At 54.3% G+C, this 16,610-nt stretch carries 14 protein-coding genes and 1 tRNA gene; 7 read left to right on the top strand and 8 right to left on the bottom strand.

What is annotated here, in order from left to right; all coding sequences use genetic code 11:
* Positions 1-991: 991 nt before the first annotated feature.
* On the top strand, positions 992-2,065 hold the full coding sequence (locus CVU60_12430; protein ID PKN41239.1) for a hypothetical protein: 1,074 nt from the start codon (positions 992-994) through the stop codon (positions 2,063-2,065).
* A 222-nt stretch (positions 2,066-2,287) separates the two neighbouring features.
* Here the strand turns inward: CVU60_12430 and CVU60_12435 are convergent, their stop codons facing one another.
* Positions 2,288-2,611, bottom strand: a complete 324-nt coding sequence (locus CVU60_12435; GenBank protein PKN41240.1) for a hypothetical protein — start codon at positions 2,609-2,611, stop codon at positions 2,288-2,290.
* 128 nt (positions 2,612-2,739) lie between these two features.
* On the opposite strand from CVU60_12435, the gene CVU60_12440 reads away from it, so the two are divergent.
* The 3 genes from CVU60_12440 to CVU60_12450 all read left to right on the top strand — a co-directional run bounded on the left by CVU60_12440 (position 2,740) and on the right by CVU60_12450 (position 5,282).
* On the top strand, positions 2,740-3,012 hold the full coding sequence (locus tag CVU60_12440; protein PKN41241.1) for a hypothetical protein: 273 nt from the start codon (positions 2,740-2,742) through the stop codon (positions 3,010-3,012).
* Positions 3,013-3,030: 18 nt separating this feature from the next.
* Positions 3,031-4,086, top strand: a complete 1,056-nt coding sequence (locus CVU60_12445) for a hypothetical protein (protein ID PKN41242.1) — start codon at positions 3,031-3,033, stop codon at positions 4,084-4,086.
* 71 nt (positions 4,087-4,157) lie between these two features.
* Positions 4,158-5,282, top strand: a complete 1,125-nt coding sequence (locus CVU60_12450; protein PKN41243.1) for a site-specific integrase — start codon at positions 4,158-4,160, stop codon at positions 5,280-5,282.
* A 44-nt stretch (positions 5,283-5,326) separates the two neighbouring features.
* Here CVU60_12450 and CVU60_12455 read toward each other — a convergent pair.
* From CVU60_12455 to CVU60_12475, 5 genes are all read right to left on the bottom strand, one after another.
* Positions 5,327-5,403 (bottom strand) — tRNA-Asp (locus CVU60_12455).
* Positions 5,404-5,698: 295 nt separating this feature from the next.
* The gene (locus tag CVU60_12460; protein PKN41244.1) at positions 5,699-6,127 is read right to left on the bottom strand and encodes a hypothetical protein; all 429 of its coding nucleotides are present in this window, start codon (positions 6,125-6,127) and stop codon (positions 5,699-5,701) included.
* Between the two features lie 6 nt (positions 6,128-6,133).
* Positions 6,134-7,129: an adenosine kinase gene (locus tag CVU60_12465; protein ID PKN41245.1), complete on the bottom strand. Its 996-nt coding sequence runs from the start codon at positions 7,127-7,129 to the stop codon at positions 6,134-6,136.
* A gap of 71 nt (positions 7,130-7,200) precedes the next feature.
* Complete coding sequence (locus CVU60_12470) at positions 7,201-8,262, bottom strand: AI-2E family transporter (GenBank protein PKN41246.1); 1,062 nt, start codon at positions 8,260-8,262, stop codon at positions 7,201-7,203.
* Positions 8,263-8,445: 183 nt separating this feature from the next.
* Positions 8,446-10,629 carry a glutamine synthetase type III gene (locus CVU60_12475; protein PKN41247.1) on the bottom strand — a complete coding sequence of 728 codons (2,184 nt, stop codon included), beginning with the start codon at positions 10,627-10,629 and terminating at the stop codon, positions 8,446-8,448.
* Between the two features lie 418 nt (positions 10,630-11,047).
* On the opposite strand from CVU60_12475, the gene CVU60_12480 reads away from it, so the two are divergent.
* Positions 11,048-12,292, top strand: a complete 1,245-nt coding sequence (locus CVU60_12480) for a histidine kinase (GenBank protein PKN41248.1) — start codon at positions 11,048-11,050, stop codon at positions 12,290-12,292.
* Between the two features lie 164 nt (positions 12,293-12,456).
* Here CVU60_12480 and CVU60_12485 read toward each other — a convergent pair whose 3' ends face one another.
* Positions 12,457-14,907, bottom strand: a complete 2,451-nt coding sequence (locus tag CVU60_12485) for a glycogen phosphorylase (protein PKN41249.1) — start codon at positions 14,905-14,907, stop codon at positions 12,457-12,459.
* A gap of 128 nt (positions 14,908-15,035) precedes the next feature.
* Between CVU60_12485 and msrB the strand changes: the two genes are divergently transcribed.
* Together msrB and CVU60_12495 are read left to right on the top strand one after the other, a co-directional pair.
* Positions 15,036-15,515 carry a peptide-methionine (R)-S-oxide reductase gene (gene msrB / locus CVU60_12490; protein ID PKN41250.1) on the top strand — a complete coding sequence of 160 codons (480 nt, stop codon included), beginning with the start codon at positions 15,036-15,038 and terminating at the stop codon, positions 15,513-15,515.
* Between the two features lie 218 nt (positions 15,516-15,733).
* Positions 15,734-16,216 carry a hypothetical protein gene (locus CVU60_12495; GenBank protein ID PKN41251.1) on the top strand — a complete coding sequence of 161 codons (483 nt, stop codon included), beginning with the start codon at positions 15,734-15,736 and terminating at the stop codon, positions 16,214-16,216.
* 81 nt (positions 16,217-16,297) lie between these two features.
* Here the strand turns inward: CVU60_12495 and CVU60_12500 are convergent, their stop codons facing one another.
* Positions 16,298-16,600 (bottom strand): stress responsive protein, encoded by a 303-nt coding sequence (locus CVU60_12500; protein ID PKN41252.1) that lies wholly within the window; start codon positions 16,598-16,600, stop codon positions 16,298-16,300.
* Positions 16,601-16,610: the final 10 nt, after the last annotated feature.

Here is a 16,610-nt window from a genome sequence, read left to right on the forward strand (position 1 = left end):
GACCTTACTCCAAAATTACTTGCACAAACTTTATAACGCGGGTTCGTCTCCTCGCCATATTAAATCGGGTTGGGATCGCTCCCTTCTATTTGCTGCTCTACACGCAAAATTTTTACCGGGGTGTCACCACCAACTTCGAGCCTGCCAGGGATCGACGGCTTATATATCTGCATGCGCAAAAACCCCTCGTGTGTCACAAATGCTCAAAGAGACACTTGCCCCACACCCCCATTTTCTGGGGCACACGACATATTTGATTATCCAGTCGCACCACCATCAATACAATAAAAATATGAACTCAACTCCTAATCACTCCTCGCCAAACAGCGACTTGCTCATAGGAACTGGTTCCCAAACCGAACGGGCCCGTTTCCGTAGCATTCGGCTTTCCTGGTCATCTACTTCTTCAAGATCATAATCCGGATGGCTGTCCGGCTGGCTGGCACCGATCCATCAAAGTAGTGGCGACTAAACGGCAACATGACAAAATCATCAATCATCCAATCCTATATATAATCAGGCTATGCCTGTTGAAAGGGGTACGCGAGAAGGGAAAATTGCGATGTGATATCACAAAGAAGCCGGTGAACACCGGCTTCGCGGGATACGAAAGATCCCGCCAAAGGTAGGTACATTGGGTGACTCCCGAAGGAGTCGAAGCGCACACATTTATGCGCTTGAAGACATACCCAAATGTATGGGAAAGATTTCTTTTTCACGGCAAGGCGTGAAAAAGAAAATCTAATCCGCACCTCAATGTAGTAAGCATCTATTTGATTTTTTTAAATAAAGACAATGAACGAACAGGCCCCTGGCGGGCCCAAGATGGTTCTTGATAAGAATTTTGATGATCTTGTTCTAAAACCGGAAAAGAAAAATCGTTTTCCCATTCCTCTCTTATGAAAAATCTAATTTGGGAGGTAATCATGGAAAACGAAATCGCCCGTTTTGGGCTGGCAAGTGCAATCCTGTGCCCTGACCGAGGTCTGACATGGGCATAGTCAAAGACCTTGAAGAGTCAACTCAGACAACAAATCAAGCTATTTACAAGGTGATCCAGGCGCAACGCGCCTTGGCCTTACGGCATCGCCATCCGAATCTCATGGAGTATCTGGAGCGAACGTCATGGACACAAACGGCAGCGGCCCTGACCGCCCATTTCTGGCCCAAGACCGTATCTCAGGAACTTTTCGTGCAGGCAGAAATTGAACGGATTTATCTGGCCGGGCTTATCCTCGCGCCACTATCCGGACAATGCCCTGGCTTTTGGAATCCCTGGAGACACAATGGACATCTGGTGTGCTGGCTCAGGCAGTACACTTCTATGAAGCAGGGCAAAGTTCATTTGTTTACGCACGGGTGGAACTGGGAAGAAGCCATCGAAGGACTTGCCCAAAGTGCACAGTCATTCGGGATCATGGACCATGATTTTATCGAGTTCTGTTCTGAGTTAATAGTCAGCAATGTCTACTGCCCGACAGTTCGTGGGCAGTTCGCGCGGAAGATTTTTGCGCCACTTCTTTTTCATGAGCAGGGCTTAAAGATTTTCCGAACAGCGAAAGCAAATCAGTCTGTGACATGGTGGGACGAAAAGCATGCATTTGTACTCAGCAAAAATCGTATCATTTCCATCAAGGGGCAATGGACAGACCTCACAACTGATTCCTGTACGCTGTGGAATTACACCGCCCGGATCAAGAACAAAGCGCTGCTCATCTTCCTTTCAGACGATTTCTTGAAATCCGTGAGGAACAATATCGCGGATATCCTGAATTCAGGCGCTAATCCGCAGCAAAAAGTATTTTCCATATCAACGATGATGCTACGCGTTCATCGCTGGGCGAAGCATTGTCCCAACGCAAGACCGCAATGCAACGAACTTGAACGGTGGCTGCGGCAGAAAACCGAAAAAAACTTGTTCATGAAGTACCCACGGCTTGAAGGCATGTATTTCAGCATCGGGAAGGCAGACTGGGATAACGGGTTCTACCCTCGAAACAAAAGCGGGCTATTGGAAGACATCACATTGGACTCGTGGCTAAAATGGTGGGGGCCACGCCGGTAATGAGTAGGTTTTCATTGCTTGTTTTCATAGAGCCAGGGTTTTGGCTGAGGTTTTCTTCACCTTCAGGTTCCACCTATTGGCAGACACTCCTTGCCGACGGATTGAAACCGTCCCAGACTTACGAAAAGGAATTATCACCTCCACCACGTGAGTGCGCCCAGCAGGGCGCACCACAATAAATAGGGCTGCATTCGCAGCCCTATTTATTGTAATATTTTATAATTATTCGCTCTTTGCGGGCATCATAATTGGTAATGGCTTGGTATTGGGGGGCGTTGGTTTGTTCTTCGGGGATCTAACTTGAGCGGATCTTGTTTCGATATCTACCTCCTCGGATGTTTCTTGTTTTCGGCGATCGAGTTCAGCCTGAATTTCTTTAAGAGCCTTGTGACACTGTTTTTCGATGAGCAGGGCAATTTCGTCATTCAGAACAAATTTCCATTCAAGCTCCTTGCACTCCGACTTGATCAACCTGAGCTGCTCAGCAACTTTACCGGGCACACGAAACTTAACTGCCTCATTTTTTTGGATTTCCTTAATTAGCATATGGGTACCTCATATTTGAATTTACCCTTTCACCCGGGAAAGAAGCTTTTTTTTTCATTTCGACTCATTTTCTTGGCCAAGTTGAAAAAAAATCGCGTTTCCCGCGCCTCCGATCATCGGAGGTTAATATGAATGAAGTTGAGTTTGAAAATGAAGCGGGAGTGACCGCGAAGGAAGTAATGAAAAAATTAGGGTGTTCGCGGAGTCTGCTGTCCACTCCTGAAATGAAGATCGCACTTGGGGCATTTGTAATAGGAAAGAGCGGGATCCGATTTAAAAAATCGTACGTGAAAAGGATGATGGAGGGAGAGACTCTGATTGCTTTGCTCGAAGAGCAAATGCAAGCGACCACCTCCCACAGCATAGAAGGAATGGCTGAGTCCAAGTTGGGACTTTGGTAGAAAGAGGTAATAATATAAATGGCTTATTATGAAGAAGAAACTGGCAAATGGCGTGGTGTCATCAAATATAGCGAAACGAAACGAAGAACAAAACTCGTAGCAACAGAGCGTGAAGCGGTGGAGTGGGAAACCCTAGGACGCGCCGAACGGGATCGAAATCGACAACAATCAAAAAATCGCAAAGGGATATTGTCCATATCGAACTATTGTATCGGCCCTCTCGTAGAGGGATATCTGATTCATCTTCAAGGCAGGAACAAGCCTCGGGAATGGAGCGAAAAATTGAATTTTTTCAGAAGGTTTCTGTCGATTGTCCCGTCGAAAACACATGTTTCAAACATTACACCAGACATGGTGATGGCATTCATTGACCGTGACCAGGCACGTTCGGGGAATGCTCGTAACAAAGACCTTAAGCGGCTTGATGCGGCTTGGGCATGGGGCGTAAAGCGACTTAAACTGCCATATGCAAACCCATTTGTTTTCTGCGACAGGTTTCCGGAATTAAGAAAAGCAAAGTATATACCGCCTTTTCAAGACGTTCTGAAGGTTACATTATCCGCGACAGGCGAGGAGCGTTTAATTTTGATGCTCTGTCTCGTGACAGCGGCTCGACGTGTCGAAATGTTTAGAATCAAAGTAGAAACTGATTTTATTCCAGATGACTGCATTATTGTTCTAACAACAGAAAAGACAAATGGAAATGGCGAGAGAAGAGATAAAATAAAAATACCGGACGAGTTGAGTCAACAAATACAGAGACACATCGAAAATAATAGCATTACAGAGATGCTGTTTAATTATGTCAGTCCAGATCGTGGAAACTGGGACAAGTGGCTCAAAGATTTTTGTATACAGAATGAAGTAAAACCATTCACGATCCATGGAATAAGGCATCGTGTGGCAACAGAGTTGATCAAGAAGAAAATTGAACTTACGGATATCCAGGCCCTTCTGAGACACACTCGGGCATCGACCACAGATAATTATATTCATAATATCGGCGAATCTCTAGATATAACTATATATACAAAATCAGTTCTAGATTTACTGAAAATTAATAATGCAGCGTAAAAAAAAGCGAGTCAGAGATGGCTCGCTTTTTTTGTTGAAATAAAAAGCACTATAAAGTATACTTATTAAAGATGGTTAGGCGTCTATGCTTATTTGGAGGCTATATGGCTTACAAAGAGAATGGACGCTGGCGGGCTGCTGTCAAATTTGACGGCACTCGCAAGACAAAGTTCTTTGACAGAAAAAAAGATGCTGAAGTGTGGGAGAAAGAGATGCTGGCATCACTCAAACAGTCAGCGACCCTTGATAATGAAACAAGTGCTCCAACGCCTCTTATCGGTCTGACTCTCAAAGAGTGGCTTGATTCATATGTGGAATCGCAAAATGGCTGCGTGAGCACGAAGACGTACAAGGAAAAGGCTCTTTGTCGCGACATGTTCTTGGAGCAGTACCATGGCGAGGGCAGGACTGTGAAAAAAGGCGGCGGAAGAGGGAGTCTGACAGTGGTGCAAATAACGCCACTTGTCGCACAGCAATACTTCAAATCTGAGCGCAAGTTTGGACGAAGCGGTAACGCTGTGAACAAGGACCGCAAAAACTTGATAGCTGCCTGGAACTGGGGAGTTCAGTACTACGGTTTTCCAACCGAAAATCCTTTCAAGCGAGTCAAGCGTCAGCCGGAATCCAGATCGCCACGATACATCCCATCGTTAGAGGACTTCCTGGCCGTAATCAATATCGCCGATGGCCAGGACAAGACCCTGCTGCTGACCCTGTTTTACTCGGCGGGCCGGAAGAGTGAAGTCTTCAAGTTGATGACCGACGATGTAGATTTGCGGGAGAATAGGCTTCGCTTATGGACCCGTAAACGGAAGAACTCAGACGTAGAGGCAGATTATGTGCCGATCCCTCCTGAATTCAAACCGGCCTTGTGCGAGCAAATGAACCGGCACCCGGACGTGGCTCATGTGTTCGTGAGTAGGCGAGGCCAAAAGCCTTTGGTCGATCACCGACGTTGGCTTTATCGTTTATGTGAACGGGCCGGAGTCAGGGCCTTTGGGTTTCACGGTATTCGCCACCTTGCGGCGAGTGTGGCAATCGCTGACGGTTCGGTAGGTCTTCTTGATGTCCAGCAACTCCTTAGACACAAATCAGCAACTACGACGCAACGCTACATTCATCGTGTCACAACGTCTAATCGGGCCACGTCAGTTTTGGCATCGAAAATTCTTGGGACACGCAGGCGGGACACGTGAACAAGAAAAAGGGTTTACGCTTTCACGTAAACCCTTGATTTCTTTGGCGGGGCCGATGGGACTCGAACCCACGGCCTCCGGCGTGACAGGCCGGCGTTATAACCGACTTAACTACGACCCCGCATTTTGTAAGGCCGACGCTCTCCCAGCTGAGCTAACCGCCCCGTCCCGTCCAACGAGAAACAGTCTTTATAGGGGCCAATGCCTGCTGTCAAAGACTTTTTTCGAAAAATTTTAATTTGATTTTAAAACCCTATATTTCAACAACTTACGATACGAGCAATCACCGCCAAATAAAGCGTTCTGCCTCGACATCAATGCGCAATATCCCCGAATCAGACAACTTTCTCTCTTCAGGACCACTCAACTCCGCCAGACACCGCCGATTCACCCGGTCGCAAGGAGTACGCAAGTACTCAAAACTGATCGTCACACTCCATCACTTCCAGAGGCGCAACCCCGGAGCGGTTCCTGAGCCAGTTGATGCCGCGCAGGACTGGCCCGCGGGAGATGATGTACCTTTCCAGGCGGTATTTGCCCGGAAAATCCATGAGCATGATGCCAAGGAAGATGGTCAGCAGGCCCTGGCCGGGCAGAAAGAGCATCAGCACCCCAGCCAGGAAGAGGACGAGGCCCAGCATGTTCTTGAGGATCAGGACGATTATGCGCAGGACGGGAAGGCGCCTGCGCCATAGCGTCTTGCCGCGCCTTTCGGCGCAGAAATAGTCGGCGGGAATGCGGGCGGCCACCAGGGGGATGACCAGCAGCGAGCCCACGAATGTCAGGGCGGACAAAGCGGCCAGCCAGCCAAGCCCTTCCGCCCACCCTTCAAGTCCCGCCAGCATGACGTGCTACCGGCCCCGAAATTCGGCCAGGGTCTTGGCGTACTCTTCGGGCTTGAGCCTGGGGCCGAAGGTCTGGACCACCCTGGACGCGGCCAGGCTCGCGAACTCGCCAGCCTGGGCGTAATTCATGTCGTGGGTAATGCCGTACAGGAAGGCTCCGGCAAACATGTCCCCGGCGCCGTTGGTATCCAGGGGCGTAACCCGGCAGGCGTCGATCTCGTGCATGTCCTCACCGTCATAAACCAGAGCGCCCTCCCCGCCGAGAGTGACCACGAAGGCCTTGGCGTTGCGGTGCAGCTTTTCCACGGCCTTGGCCAGGGTGCGGCACTCGCCCCAGAGCAGGGCCTCTTCGCGGTTGCAGAAAAGCAGATCCACCCCTTCGCCGACAATCTCCTCCAGACCCAGACGAAAGTATTTGACCATGGACGGATCGGAGAAACTCAGCGCGGTTTTGACCCCGGCTTCACGTGCCATGTTCATGGCTGAAACAACAGCTGGCCTCGCCGTGGGCGAGGTCACCAGATAGCCTTCGGAGTAGAGAAATTCGGACTCGCGCAACTCTTCCGGGCACAACTGCGCAATTGACAGGGATTCGGAGATGCCAAGGTAGGTGTTCATGGTCCGCTCGGCGTCGGGCGTGATCATGACCAGGCATTTGCCGGTGACACCGTCGGCGCGACGTTCGGAAAGGTTGGTGCCTACCCCGGCCCGGGCCAGTTCCTGGGCATAGAAATCACCCATTTCATCGTTGCTGACCAGGCAGGTGTAAAAGGACTTTCCGCCGAAAAAGGCGTTGGCTACGACCGTGTTGGCAGCCGACCCTCCGCCCGAGCGGACGCTGCGTTCGCTGCGCAGATATTCGAGCAGCTCGAACTGCCGCTCTTCGTCGACCAGGGTCATGAAGCCCTTTTCCACGCCCATGGTTTCCAAAAAGGCATCGGGCACCTCGAATTCCATGTCGACCAGGGCGTTGCCCATGCCGTAAACATCGTACTTTTTCATTAATTCTTCCTATCAGCTCTCAATTTTAATTGTATTTCACAGGACCCATACGACCTATGGGACCCATAATCCTAACTTTCCACCAGGTATCCGCGGCGATTCTTCCAGGCGCCGAGCACCGACTGCACCAGCGAGGCCAGCGGGATGGCGAAAAATACGCCCCAAAAGCCCCATATGCCGCCGAAAATCAGGATAGCCGTGATGGAGGCGATGGGGTGCAGGTTGACGGCCCCGGACAGCAGCAACGGCACAAGCAGGTTGGCGTCCAGGAGTTGGATCACGAAATAGACGATCATGGCCCAGGTGAACTGCGCATCAAAACCCCACTGGATGAAGGCGATGATAAGCACAGGCACGGTCACGACCACGGCACCGATATACGGGATGATCACGGACAGGCCGACCAGAAGACTAAGGAGCATTGCGTAGTCCAACCCAAAAAACAAGAAGGAGGCGTAGGTCGCGATCCAGACGATGAAGATTTCCCAGATCCGGCCGCGCACGTAGTTTCCGGCCTGGGTCTTGACGTCCATCCAGACCGTGCTGGCCAGGGTATGGTCCTGGGGCAGGAAGCTGCACAACCATCCAAGGATAACGTCCTTATCCTTGAGAAAGAAGAAGACCATGATCGGCATGAGCACCATGTAGACCACGAAGGAAAAGACGGAGCGCACGGAGGACAGGGAAAAGGCCAGGACCTGCTGACCATACTGGGAAAACTGGGTGGTCAGGGAGTCGACCACTGTCTGCACCTGGGCCTCGGTCAGGATCGGATACTGCCTCGGCAGGTGCACAAGGGCGTTCTGCGCCTTGGAGACGATCCAGGGGATGTTGTCGATGAGGTCCGTGATCTGGGACACCAATAGCGGCACCAGCGCCAGGATCATCACCGCCAGAAAAAGCATGAACAGCCCGAAAACCAGCACCACGGCCAGCATGCGCGGCCAGCGAAACGCGACCAGAAAACGCACCACCCCCTCCAGAAGAAAAGAGATGACCACGCTGGCGATGACAGGGGCCAACAGATTGCCCACGGAGAGGACAATCGCCCCGCTGACGACCAGCACCAGAAAAAGGATGACCAGTTGCGTGTCGGAAAAAACGGCACTCATCCATCTGCGAAAAATTTCCATGGGGGTTCTCACGTGCTCGGTGCAAAGACGCCACAGATATCTAGACACACCGTCGAGCGGCGTCAACACAACGAAAAAAGGCTGCCCGGAGGCAGCCTGAAAATTCCGTGAACCGGCCGGTTTTCGGCAAAGACCTGGCGAGGGGAGGATGCGCTTCGACAGGCCGGTTCGGCGGAAAAAGGGTTAGCGGATGAAGAGCATTTCCTGGTAGCTGGGCAGCGTCCACAGATCGTCGGCGACGAGCGTTTCCAGGAGGTCGGCATGCTTTCTGACCTCGGCCATGGCAGGCAGGATGGTCTTGTAGAAGTAGTTGGCGTGATCGAGGGTCGTTTTGCCCTTCTCACCTTCAAGCAACGCTTCAAGTTCGTAGGTGACCTTCTGCATGCCGCGCAGGTTGGTGGTCAGCTGGTCGAGGGTGGTCGTGCCGAATTCCTTGCCGATGGCCTGAAGGTTGGCGCAGGCCTGGGCCAGCTCGTTCTGATAGCGGAAGGAAGCCGGGAAGATGACGGTCTTGGACATCCGCAGCATCAGGTTGGCTTCGGTCTCGATGGTCTTGCAGTACTGCTCCAGGTAGATTTCTTCGCGGGACCGCAGCTCGGCCTCGCTCAGCACGCCGTACTTGGTGAAGAGCTCGATGGTCGATGGGATGGACAGCATGGGCAGGGCGTCGGGGGTGGCCTTCAGGTTGGCCAGGCCGCGTTTTTCGGCTTCCTGATGCCATTCGTCGGAATAGCCGTCGCCGTTGAAGATGACCGCATCGTGCTCAATCATGATTTTCTGCAGGAGATTCTGTACTGCTTCATTGAGCTTGGTCTTCTTGCCGCCGGTGGCTTTTTCCAGTTCGGTGGCGATGTAGTCCAGGGACTCGGACATCATGGTGTTCAGGGCCACCTGCGAGCCGGCGATGGACATGGAGGAACCCACCGCGCGGAATTCGAAGCGGTTGCCGGTGAAGGCGAAGGGGCTGGTGCGGTTGCGGTCGCCCGGATCCATGGGCAGGGGCGGCAGCGTGTCCACGCCGATGTTCATGACGCTCTTCTTCTTGGAGCTCTTGACCTCGCCTTTCTTGAACTGCTCGAAAACGTCGGTCAGCTGTTCGCCCAGATATATGGACATGATGGCCGGAGGAGCCTCGTTGGCGCCAAGGCGATGGTCGTTGGAGGCGCTGGCCACGGTGGCGCGCAGCATCGGGCCGTACTTGTGCACGGCGCGGATGGCGGCGGCACAGAAGACCAGGAACTGGGCATTGTCGTGCGGCGTGTCGCCGGGATCGAAGAGGCAGCCGACTTCATCGTTGCCGATGGAATAATTGAGATGCTTGCCTGAGCCGTTGATGCCGGCGAAGGGCTTCTCGTGCAGCAGGCAGACCATGCCATAACGCTTGGCCACGCTGCGCAGCACGGTCATGACCAGCTGGTTGTGGTCCGTGGCCAGGTTGCCCTGCTCGTAGATGGGCGCGATCTCGAACTGGCTGGGGGCCACTTCGTTGTGACGGGTCTTGACCGGTACGCCGAGCTTGAACAGTTCGCGGTCCACTTCCATCATGAAGGACATGACGCGGCGCGGGGTTACGCCGAAATACTGGTCCTCGAACTCCTGACCCTTGGGCGGCTTGGCGCCGAAGAGGCTGCGGCCGGCGATGAGCAGGTCGGGACGGGCGAAGATGAAATTGCGATCGATGAGAAAATATTCCTGCTCGGGACCTGCATAGCTGGTCAGGGGCAGCTTGGTCTCGACGCCGAACAGCTTCAGCACGCGCTTTGCCTGCTTGTTCAGGGCCTGCATGGACCGCAGCAGCGGAGTCTTCTTGTCCAGGGCCTCGCCGGTCCAGGACACGAAGGCCGTGGGGATGCACAGGAAAGTTCCGTTGGGATTCTCAAGGATGTAGGCCGGACTGGTCACGTCCCAGGCAGTGTAGCCGCGGGCTTCGAAGGTGGCGCGCAGACCGCCGGAAGGAAAGCTGGAGGCGTCGGGCTCGCCCTGGATGAGCATCTTGCCGCTGAATTCGGCCACTGCCCCGCCCATGCCGTCGGGAGTGAGGAAGGAGTCGTGCTTCTCCGCGGTCAGGCCGGTCAGGGGGTAGAAGACGTGGGTGAAATGGGTGGCGCCCTTCTCGATGGCCCAATCCTTCATGGCGTTGGCCACGACATCGGCCACGGAAGCGTCAAGTTTCTCGCCCAGTTCGATGGTCTTCTTCAGTGATTTATAGACGGTCTTGGGCAGGCGTTCACGCATGACCTTGTCATTGAAAACGTTGCTTCCAAACATTTCGGTCAGGGAAGTCTCGTTGAAATTCAGGGGAGCATGCATGGGTTTGTAGTCTGTGATTGCCTTGATGGCGTCCCTGCGGGCCGTGAGTCCGTTCATGATATCCTCCAGGACAAGTTGATGTATGCTTTTATTGCTACGTTGATCCGTGTTTACAACTTCCAAGACATTAGCAATTCAGATGCCAAAAGCGCAACATACTGAAATATAAGAATGTCGCGAACTGAGCAAATAAATAGATTACATTTTTGAAATATGCAATCCCGACAATCTGGAATTAATCCGGAAATAAATTACAATTTTGCAAAACAGCCTCCAGCGTCGCTACATCCGGCATGGCGCGCCCTGCCTCCAGCATCGCGCATCGCAGCCTGGGCAAAACAATTGCCCCCGCCTGCCCTGCACAAAACATGCACATAAATGTAAACTTGAATTTGAAGCAGGCAAATAAGAGTTCAAAATTGTGCAATGTTCTGCTAACTTCAAGGCAATCCAAAACTCCAACCGGGAGCCACCCATGCCCGCAGCCGTTCCGAGCGCCACGAACCTGCATCTGCTGTCCAGGTATCCGATCTTTACCGCCTCCAAGACAGTATGGGGTTACGAAATCCAGGCTACCTCGAGCCTTGCCCCGGGGCTGCCTCCAGACCCGGAACGGGCCAACGTCGGGGCAGCGGTCATCGCCGGTGACTACATCGGCCTGAACACCATCCTGGCCCGCAACAAGAAAATGCTCCTCTCCTACACCCGGGACCAGTTGCAAAAGCAGATCCCCTACGCCTTTCCGGCGCAATCCTCCGCCATCCTGATCAGCCCGGACTACCAGAACGACCCGGACCTGCTCCCGGCGCTGAAGCAGATGGCGGCGGACGGGCACACCATCGCCCTGGAGTGGAATGCCGCAATCACGCCTCAGGCCGCCCTCATGGAACTGGCCTCCGTGATCTGCCTTGGCTCCCCCGACATGGCCGAAGAGCTTGCAAAAATACCCAGGGCCGACAAGACCCTGATCGCGCGCAACGTGACCACCCGCGAAGAACTGGAACGGCTGCAAAACATGGGCATCTCCCTTTTCCAGGGGCGCTTCTTCAAGACCGCCGAGATCATCCCCGGCAAGAAGCTGTCCTCGCACCAGAATTCACGCCTGCAGATCCTGCGCATCATCGAGGCCGAATCACCCAACCTGGACCAGCTGGCCCAGACCATCCAGGCCGACGTGAGCCTTTCCTACCGGCTGCTCACCTACCTCAACTCCCCGACTTTCGGGTTCATGCGCAAGATCGATTCCATCCGCCAGGCCATCACCCTTCTGGGCTGGGTCAACGTGCGCAACTGGCTGCGCGCCGTGCTGCTGGCAGACATCTCGCAGGGCGAGGAACAGGTCGAGCTCCTGCATCTTTCATTGTGGCGGGGAAAATTTCTGGAACAGACCGTCGCCGGTCACGACTACTGGGACTTCAAGCCCGACGAGATGTTTCTGCTGGGCATGTTTTCGCTGCTCGACGCCATCCTCGGAATCCCCATGGCCGACGCCCTGGCCTTTCTGCCTTTGAACGACGCGCAGAAAAAAGCCCTGCGCGGCGAAAACACGACGGAATACATGCCGCTGCTCACGCTCATGCTGGCCTTCGAGGATCAGGATGCAGATGCGCCGGGTGCAATCCTCCAAGACCTGAATCTGGAGCAGGAAACCATGCGGCGGCTGTATCGCGAGGCAGGCGCCTGGGCTTCTTCCATCCTTGAAATCGGCCAAGGCGCCTGACACCCTCCGGGGGGGGCTGACTGTTCCAAAAAACAAGATCCGCAGGCCGCTTGAAAGTGGTGAAATGCACGAAAACGAAAAAAAGCCAGGACGCAGTCATGCGCATGCATGAGCGTCCTGGCTTTTTTCACCGACACAGCAGATCACCGTTATGAGGAAGCCTGTCAGGCCAGGGGCGAAACCTTCCAGATGTTCCGCGCGTACTCCATGATCGAGCGATCGCTGGAGAATTTCCCCATGTTGGCCGTGTTCAGGATGGACATGCGCGTCCAAAGGGCAGGGTCCTCGTAGCATTTTGAGACCCGGGCCTGTTCCGCCACGTATTTCGCGTAATCAGCCAGGACCAGATAATAGTCGCCGTGGGACAGGAGCGAATCGACGATGGGCCTGAAAAGGGCCGGTGCCTCCGGCGAGAAGAATCCGGTGGAGATCATGTCCAGCGCTTTTTTGAGCTCGAGGTTGCTTTCGTAGATCTGCACCGGGTCATAGCCCCCGGAATGCAAACGGTGCACATCTTCTTCGGTGTTGCCGAAGAGGAAGAAGTTGTCCTCCCCCACCACCTCCCTGATCTCTATGTTGGCCCCGTCCAGGGTGCCGATGGTCAGCGCCCCGTTGAGAGAGAACTTCATGTTGCCGGTGCCCGATGCCTCCATGCCCGCCGTGGATATCTGCTCGGACAGATCCGCGGCCGGGATGAGCTTTTCCGCCTGCGAGACGCAGTAGTTGGGCAGAAAAACGACCCGCAGGTCATTGCCCACGGCGGCATCGGCGTTCACGGCCTGGCCCACGGCGTTGACGAGCTTGATGATGAGCTTGGCCTGGAGATATCCCGGCGCGGCCTTGCCGGCAAAGAACACCGTGCGCGGAACGTGGTGCACGATGCTTTCCGAGCGGATGCGGTTGTAGAGGGTGATGACGTGCAGAACGTTCAGGATCTGCCTTTTGTACTCGTGGATGCGCTTGATGTGCATGTCGAAAAGCGTGGCCGGATTGATGCCCACGCCGAGTTTGCGCAGGACATAGCGGGCCAGGAGCTTCTTGTTGCGCTTGCGCACTTCCTGCCAGCGCTGCTGGAATTCAGGATCGTCGGCATGCGCGGCCAGTTCGGACAGATGCGACAGGTCATGAATCCACTCGGACCCGATGACGGAGCTGATCAGTTCGGACAGGGCCGGATTGGCCTGCATCAGCCAGCGCCGGGGAGTGATGCCGTTGGTAACGTTGGTGAACTTGCCGGGATAAAGAGTGTTGAAATCCTTGAACAGCCGCGTCTTGAGAATCTTCGAATGCAACTCGGCCACGCCGTTGACCGTGTGGCTGCCGACGATGGCCAGGTGGGCCATGCGCACCTGCTTTCCATCGTCCTCGGCGATCAGGGACAGAGACCTCAAAAGATCGACACGGCCCGGGAAACGCTGACCCACGTCATCCAGAAAGCGACGGTTGATCTCGAAGATGATCTGCAAATGCCTGGGCAGCATGCGCCCTATGAGTTCCACGGACCAGGTCTCCAGGGCCTCCGGCAGGACGGTGTGGTTGGTGTAGGAAAACGTCTTCTGACAGATGGTCCAGGCCGTCTCCCAGGTCAGGGCCTCTTCGTCGACCAGGATGCGCATGAGTTCCGCGATGCTGACGGCCGGATGGGTGTCGTTGAGCTGCACCGCGACCTGATCGGGAAAGCAGTCGAAAGAGGAGTAGTTGTTCTTGCGAAAACGCCGCAGAATGTCCTGGAACGTCGCGGCCACGAAGAAATACTGCTGCCGCAGCCTGAGCTCCTTGCCACGCGGGCTGGTGTCGTTGGGATAGAGAACCTTGGAGATGTTCTCGCTCTCGACCTTGGACTGAACCGCGCCGATATAATCGCCCCGGTTGAAATGTTCGAGCTCGAAATCCCGGGTGGAGATGGCCTTCCACAGACGCATGTTGGTCACGTGACCGTTCTGATGACCGGGCACCATGATGTCGCAGGCCATGGCCATGACTGACTCCGTGTCCACCCAGCGGAAACGCTCGTGCCCGGCGCTGTCTTCGTAGGCCTCGCTGCGGCCGTAAAAATTGATCAGAAACATGAAATGCCCGCGCCTGAGCACCCAGGGGGAATCCTGACGCAGCCAGTTGTCGCAGCCTTCGTGCTGATAGCCATTGACGATGGTCTGATAAAAAATGCCGTAGTCGTAGAGAATGCCATACCCGTAACCGGGAATCTTGCACGTGGCCATGGAGTCCATGTAGCATGAGGCCAAGCGGCCAAGGCCTCCGTTCCCGAGCCCCGGATTCCATTCCTCCTCGAGCAGTTCGTCCAGCTCCAGCCCGAAATCCCGCACCGCCTCGCGGCACTCCTCCTCCATGCCCAGGGCCTGAATATAGTTCATCAGGAACCGTCCGGGCAAAAATTCCAGGGACATGTAGTAAACGCGTTTGGTGATCGAGTCGTAATATGAGCGCTGGGTCTCAAGCCACTGGCCCAGCAGACGGTCGCGCACGCTGTAGCACAGGCCCAGATAGTAGCGTCCCTTGCGCGGGGGGAACGGGTCGCTGCCCAGGGTCAGGGCCACATGCCGCTGTATGTCGTCCTTCAGGGTCTCAACGTTCTTATTGATTTCAGGGTCCGTCATCTTGCCTCCTCCTTGGAACCGTCTCTTTCATGCATTTTGATCCTGGCTAACATAAAATAGCACCAAGAGAAACAAGCGCCTTTACAGCCCCGGCACAAATCTTACCTGTCCAAGAAAGGAGACAAGCCATGAGAAAATGCCCGAAAACGACAAGGTTGCTTCTGTTAATAGCCCTCATTTTATGGCCCGCGGGAGGATACTCGATGGACAAGATCACGAAGACAGACGCCCAGTGGCGGGAAATATTGAGCCCCGAACAGTACCATGTGCTGCGCGAAAAGGGTACCGAACCCGCCTTCAGCGGACAATACAACGAAAATCACGAAAAAGGAACGTATGTTTGCGCTGGCTGTGAGACCCCGCTCTTCCACTCCGACGCCAAATTCGATTCGGGAACAGGCTGGCCCAGTTTTTTCAAGCCACTAGACGAAACGCATATCGCAAAGCATGAAGACAAATCCTGGTTCATGGTCCGCACCGAAGTGCTCTGCGCTGTCTGTGACGGACATCTGGGCCATGTATTCCCCGATGGACCAGAGCCCACTGGATTGCGTTACTGCATCAATTCCCTTGCTCTGCAATTTAAACCCGAAGCCTCTGATAAATAGCGATAAATGTCCGGAAAGAAAAAGATTTCTTTCCGGACATCCTACCTGGACCGACAAGCACATTCAGGGTTGCATCGATGGTGCCGTTGGGTTAAAGACTTCGACTGTTATGAAGTATTGTTTCCATGCGGCCGGCACTTTTCCGCTCCCTTCTCCCCGATTTCACTCCCCCTCTCCCTTTGCCGGCAGCATCACCCCAAGCACGATGAGGTACACACATGAATAATCATGGAGTATTTGTCGTCACCTCGCTTTTTTTCGTCATGATCGCCTCTCTGGTAGGGTTTGCCGCCTACAACGGAACCAGGCTGGAGACGACCCGGCGCTACGAAGCCCGGATCGCGACGATGCAAGAGGAACGACAGGAACTGACCCGCCAGGTGGCGGAGCTCCGGAACAGATGGGTCAAGGAAGTGACCGTCACGGCCTACAGTCCGACCGTTGAAGAATGCGGGCCCGATCCGCAAACAACGGCCAGCATGGGCAAGGCAAGGCCAGGAATTGTCGCGGTGAGCAGGGATCTGTTCGATGAAGGATGGGTCTTCGGCAAGAAGGTCTACGTCAAAGGGCACGGGATCTTTGAAATCGCGGATCTGATGAGCAAGCGCTACACGCAGCGCATGGACATCTTCTTTCCGGACACCGATCAGGCCCGGCAATTCGGGAAGAAACAAGTCACGGTGGCCCTGCTGGCCAGCTGAATAAAAAAGGGGTGCACGGGCACCCCTTCTCTTTTGGGGAGAATGCGATTCAAGCTCCCCGTCGGTTCAGAAATCCACTGCCTAGAAGTTGTAATCCGCCATGCGCCTCTCGGCGGCCACGGCCGAGACGAAGGCCACGCATTTCTGGTGTTCGGGGTGGACCTGGTACGTCTGCAGGTCTTCGGGAGAATCGAAGACCGTGTACAGGACCACCTCGGTCTCGGGTATGGAGGCAAAAACGTCCGTGCTGACGACCAGGGTGCGCAGCTGGGGGATGAGTCCCGGCAGGGCCCCGAGCATGTCCTTCATGATCGCCGCGTTTTCCGCCGCACTCCGACCCTCTGCGGTCTCCTTCAGTTTCCACATCACAATATGTCCGACCATGATTCCTCCA

This window comes from Deltaproteobacteria bacterium HGW-Deltaproteobacteria-18, assembly GCA_002841885.1.
Lineage (GTDB): Bacteria > Desulfobacterota > Desulfovibrionia > Desulfovibrionales > Desulfomicrobiaceae > Desulfomicrobium.

Excerpts from the sequence above, each read along its gene's own strand:
- CVU60_12430 (PKN41239.1), top strand. The coding sequence starts at position 992 with ATGGGCATAGTCAAAGACCTTGAAGAGTCAACTCAGACAACAAATCAA.
- CVU60_12435 (PKN41240.1), bottom strand. The coding sequence starts at position 2,611 with ATGCTAATTAAGGAAATCCAAAAAAATGAGGCAGTTAAGTTTCGTGTG.
- CVU60_12440 (PKN41241.1), top strand. The coding sequence starts at position 2,740 with ATGAATGAAGTTGAGTTTGAAAATGAAGCGGGAGTGACCGCGAAGGAA.
- CVU60_12445 (PKN41242.1), top strand. The coding sequence starts at position 3,031 with ATGGCTTATTATGAAGAAGAAACTGGCAAATGGCGTGGTGTCATCAAA.
- CVU60_12450 (PKN41243.1), top strand. The coding sequence starts at position 4,158 with ATGGTTAGGCGTCTATGCTTATTTGGAGGCTATATGGCTTACAAAGAG.
- CVU60_12460 (PKN41244.1), bottom strand. The coding sequence starts at position 6,127 with ATGCTGGCGGGACTTGAAGGGTGGGCGGAAGGGCTTGGCTGGCTGGCC.
- CVU60_12465 (PKN41245.1), bottom strand. The coding sequence starts at position 7,129 with ATGAAAAAGTACGATGTTTACGGCATGGGCAACGCCCTGGTCGACATG.
- CVU60_12470 (PKN41246.1), bottom strand. The coding sequence starts at position 8,262 with ATGGAAATTTTTCGCAGATGGATGAGTGCCGTTTTTTCCGACACGCAA.
- CVU60_12475 (PKN41247.1), bottom strand. The coding sequence starts at position 10,629 with ATGAACGGACTCACGGCCCGCAGGGACGCCATCAAGGCAATCACAGAC.
- CVU60_12480 (PKN41248.1), top strand. The coding sequence starts at position 11,048 with ATGCCCGCAGCCGTTCCGAGCGCCACGAACCTGCATCTGCTGTCCAGG.
- CVU60_12485 (PKN41249.1), bottom strand. The coding sequence starts at position 14,907 with ATGACGGACCCTGAAATCAATAAGAACGTTGAGACCCTGAAGGACGAC.
- msrB (PKN41250.1), top strand. The coding sequence starts at position 15,036 with ATGAGAAAATGCCCGAAAACGACAAGGTTGCTTCTGTTAATAGCCCTC.
- CVU60_12495 (PKN41251.1), top strand. The coding sequence starts at position 15,734 with ATGAATAATCATGGAGTATTTGTCGTCACCTCGCTTTTTTTCGTCATG.
- CVU60_12500 (PKN41252.1), bottom strand. The coding sequence starts at position 16,600 with ATGGTCGGACATATTGTGATGTGGAAACTGAAGGAGACCGCAGAGGGT.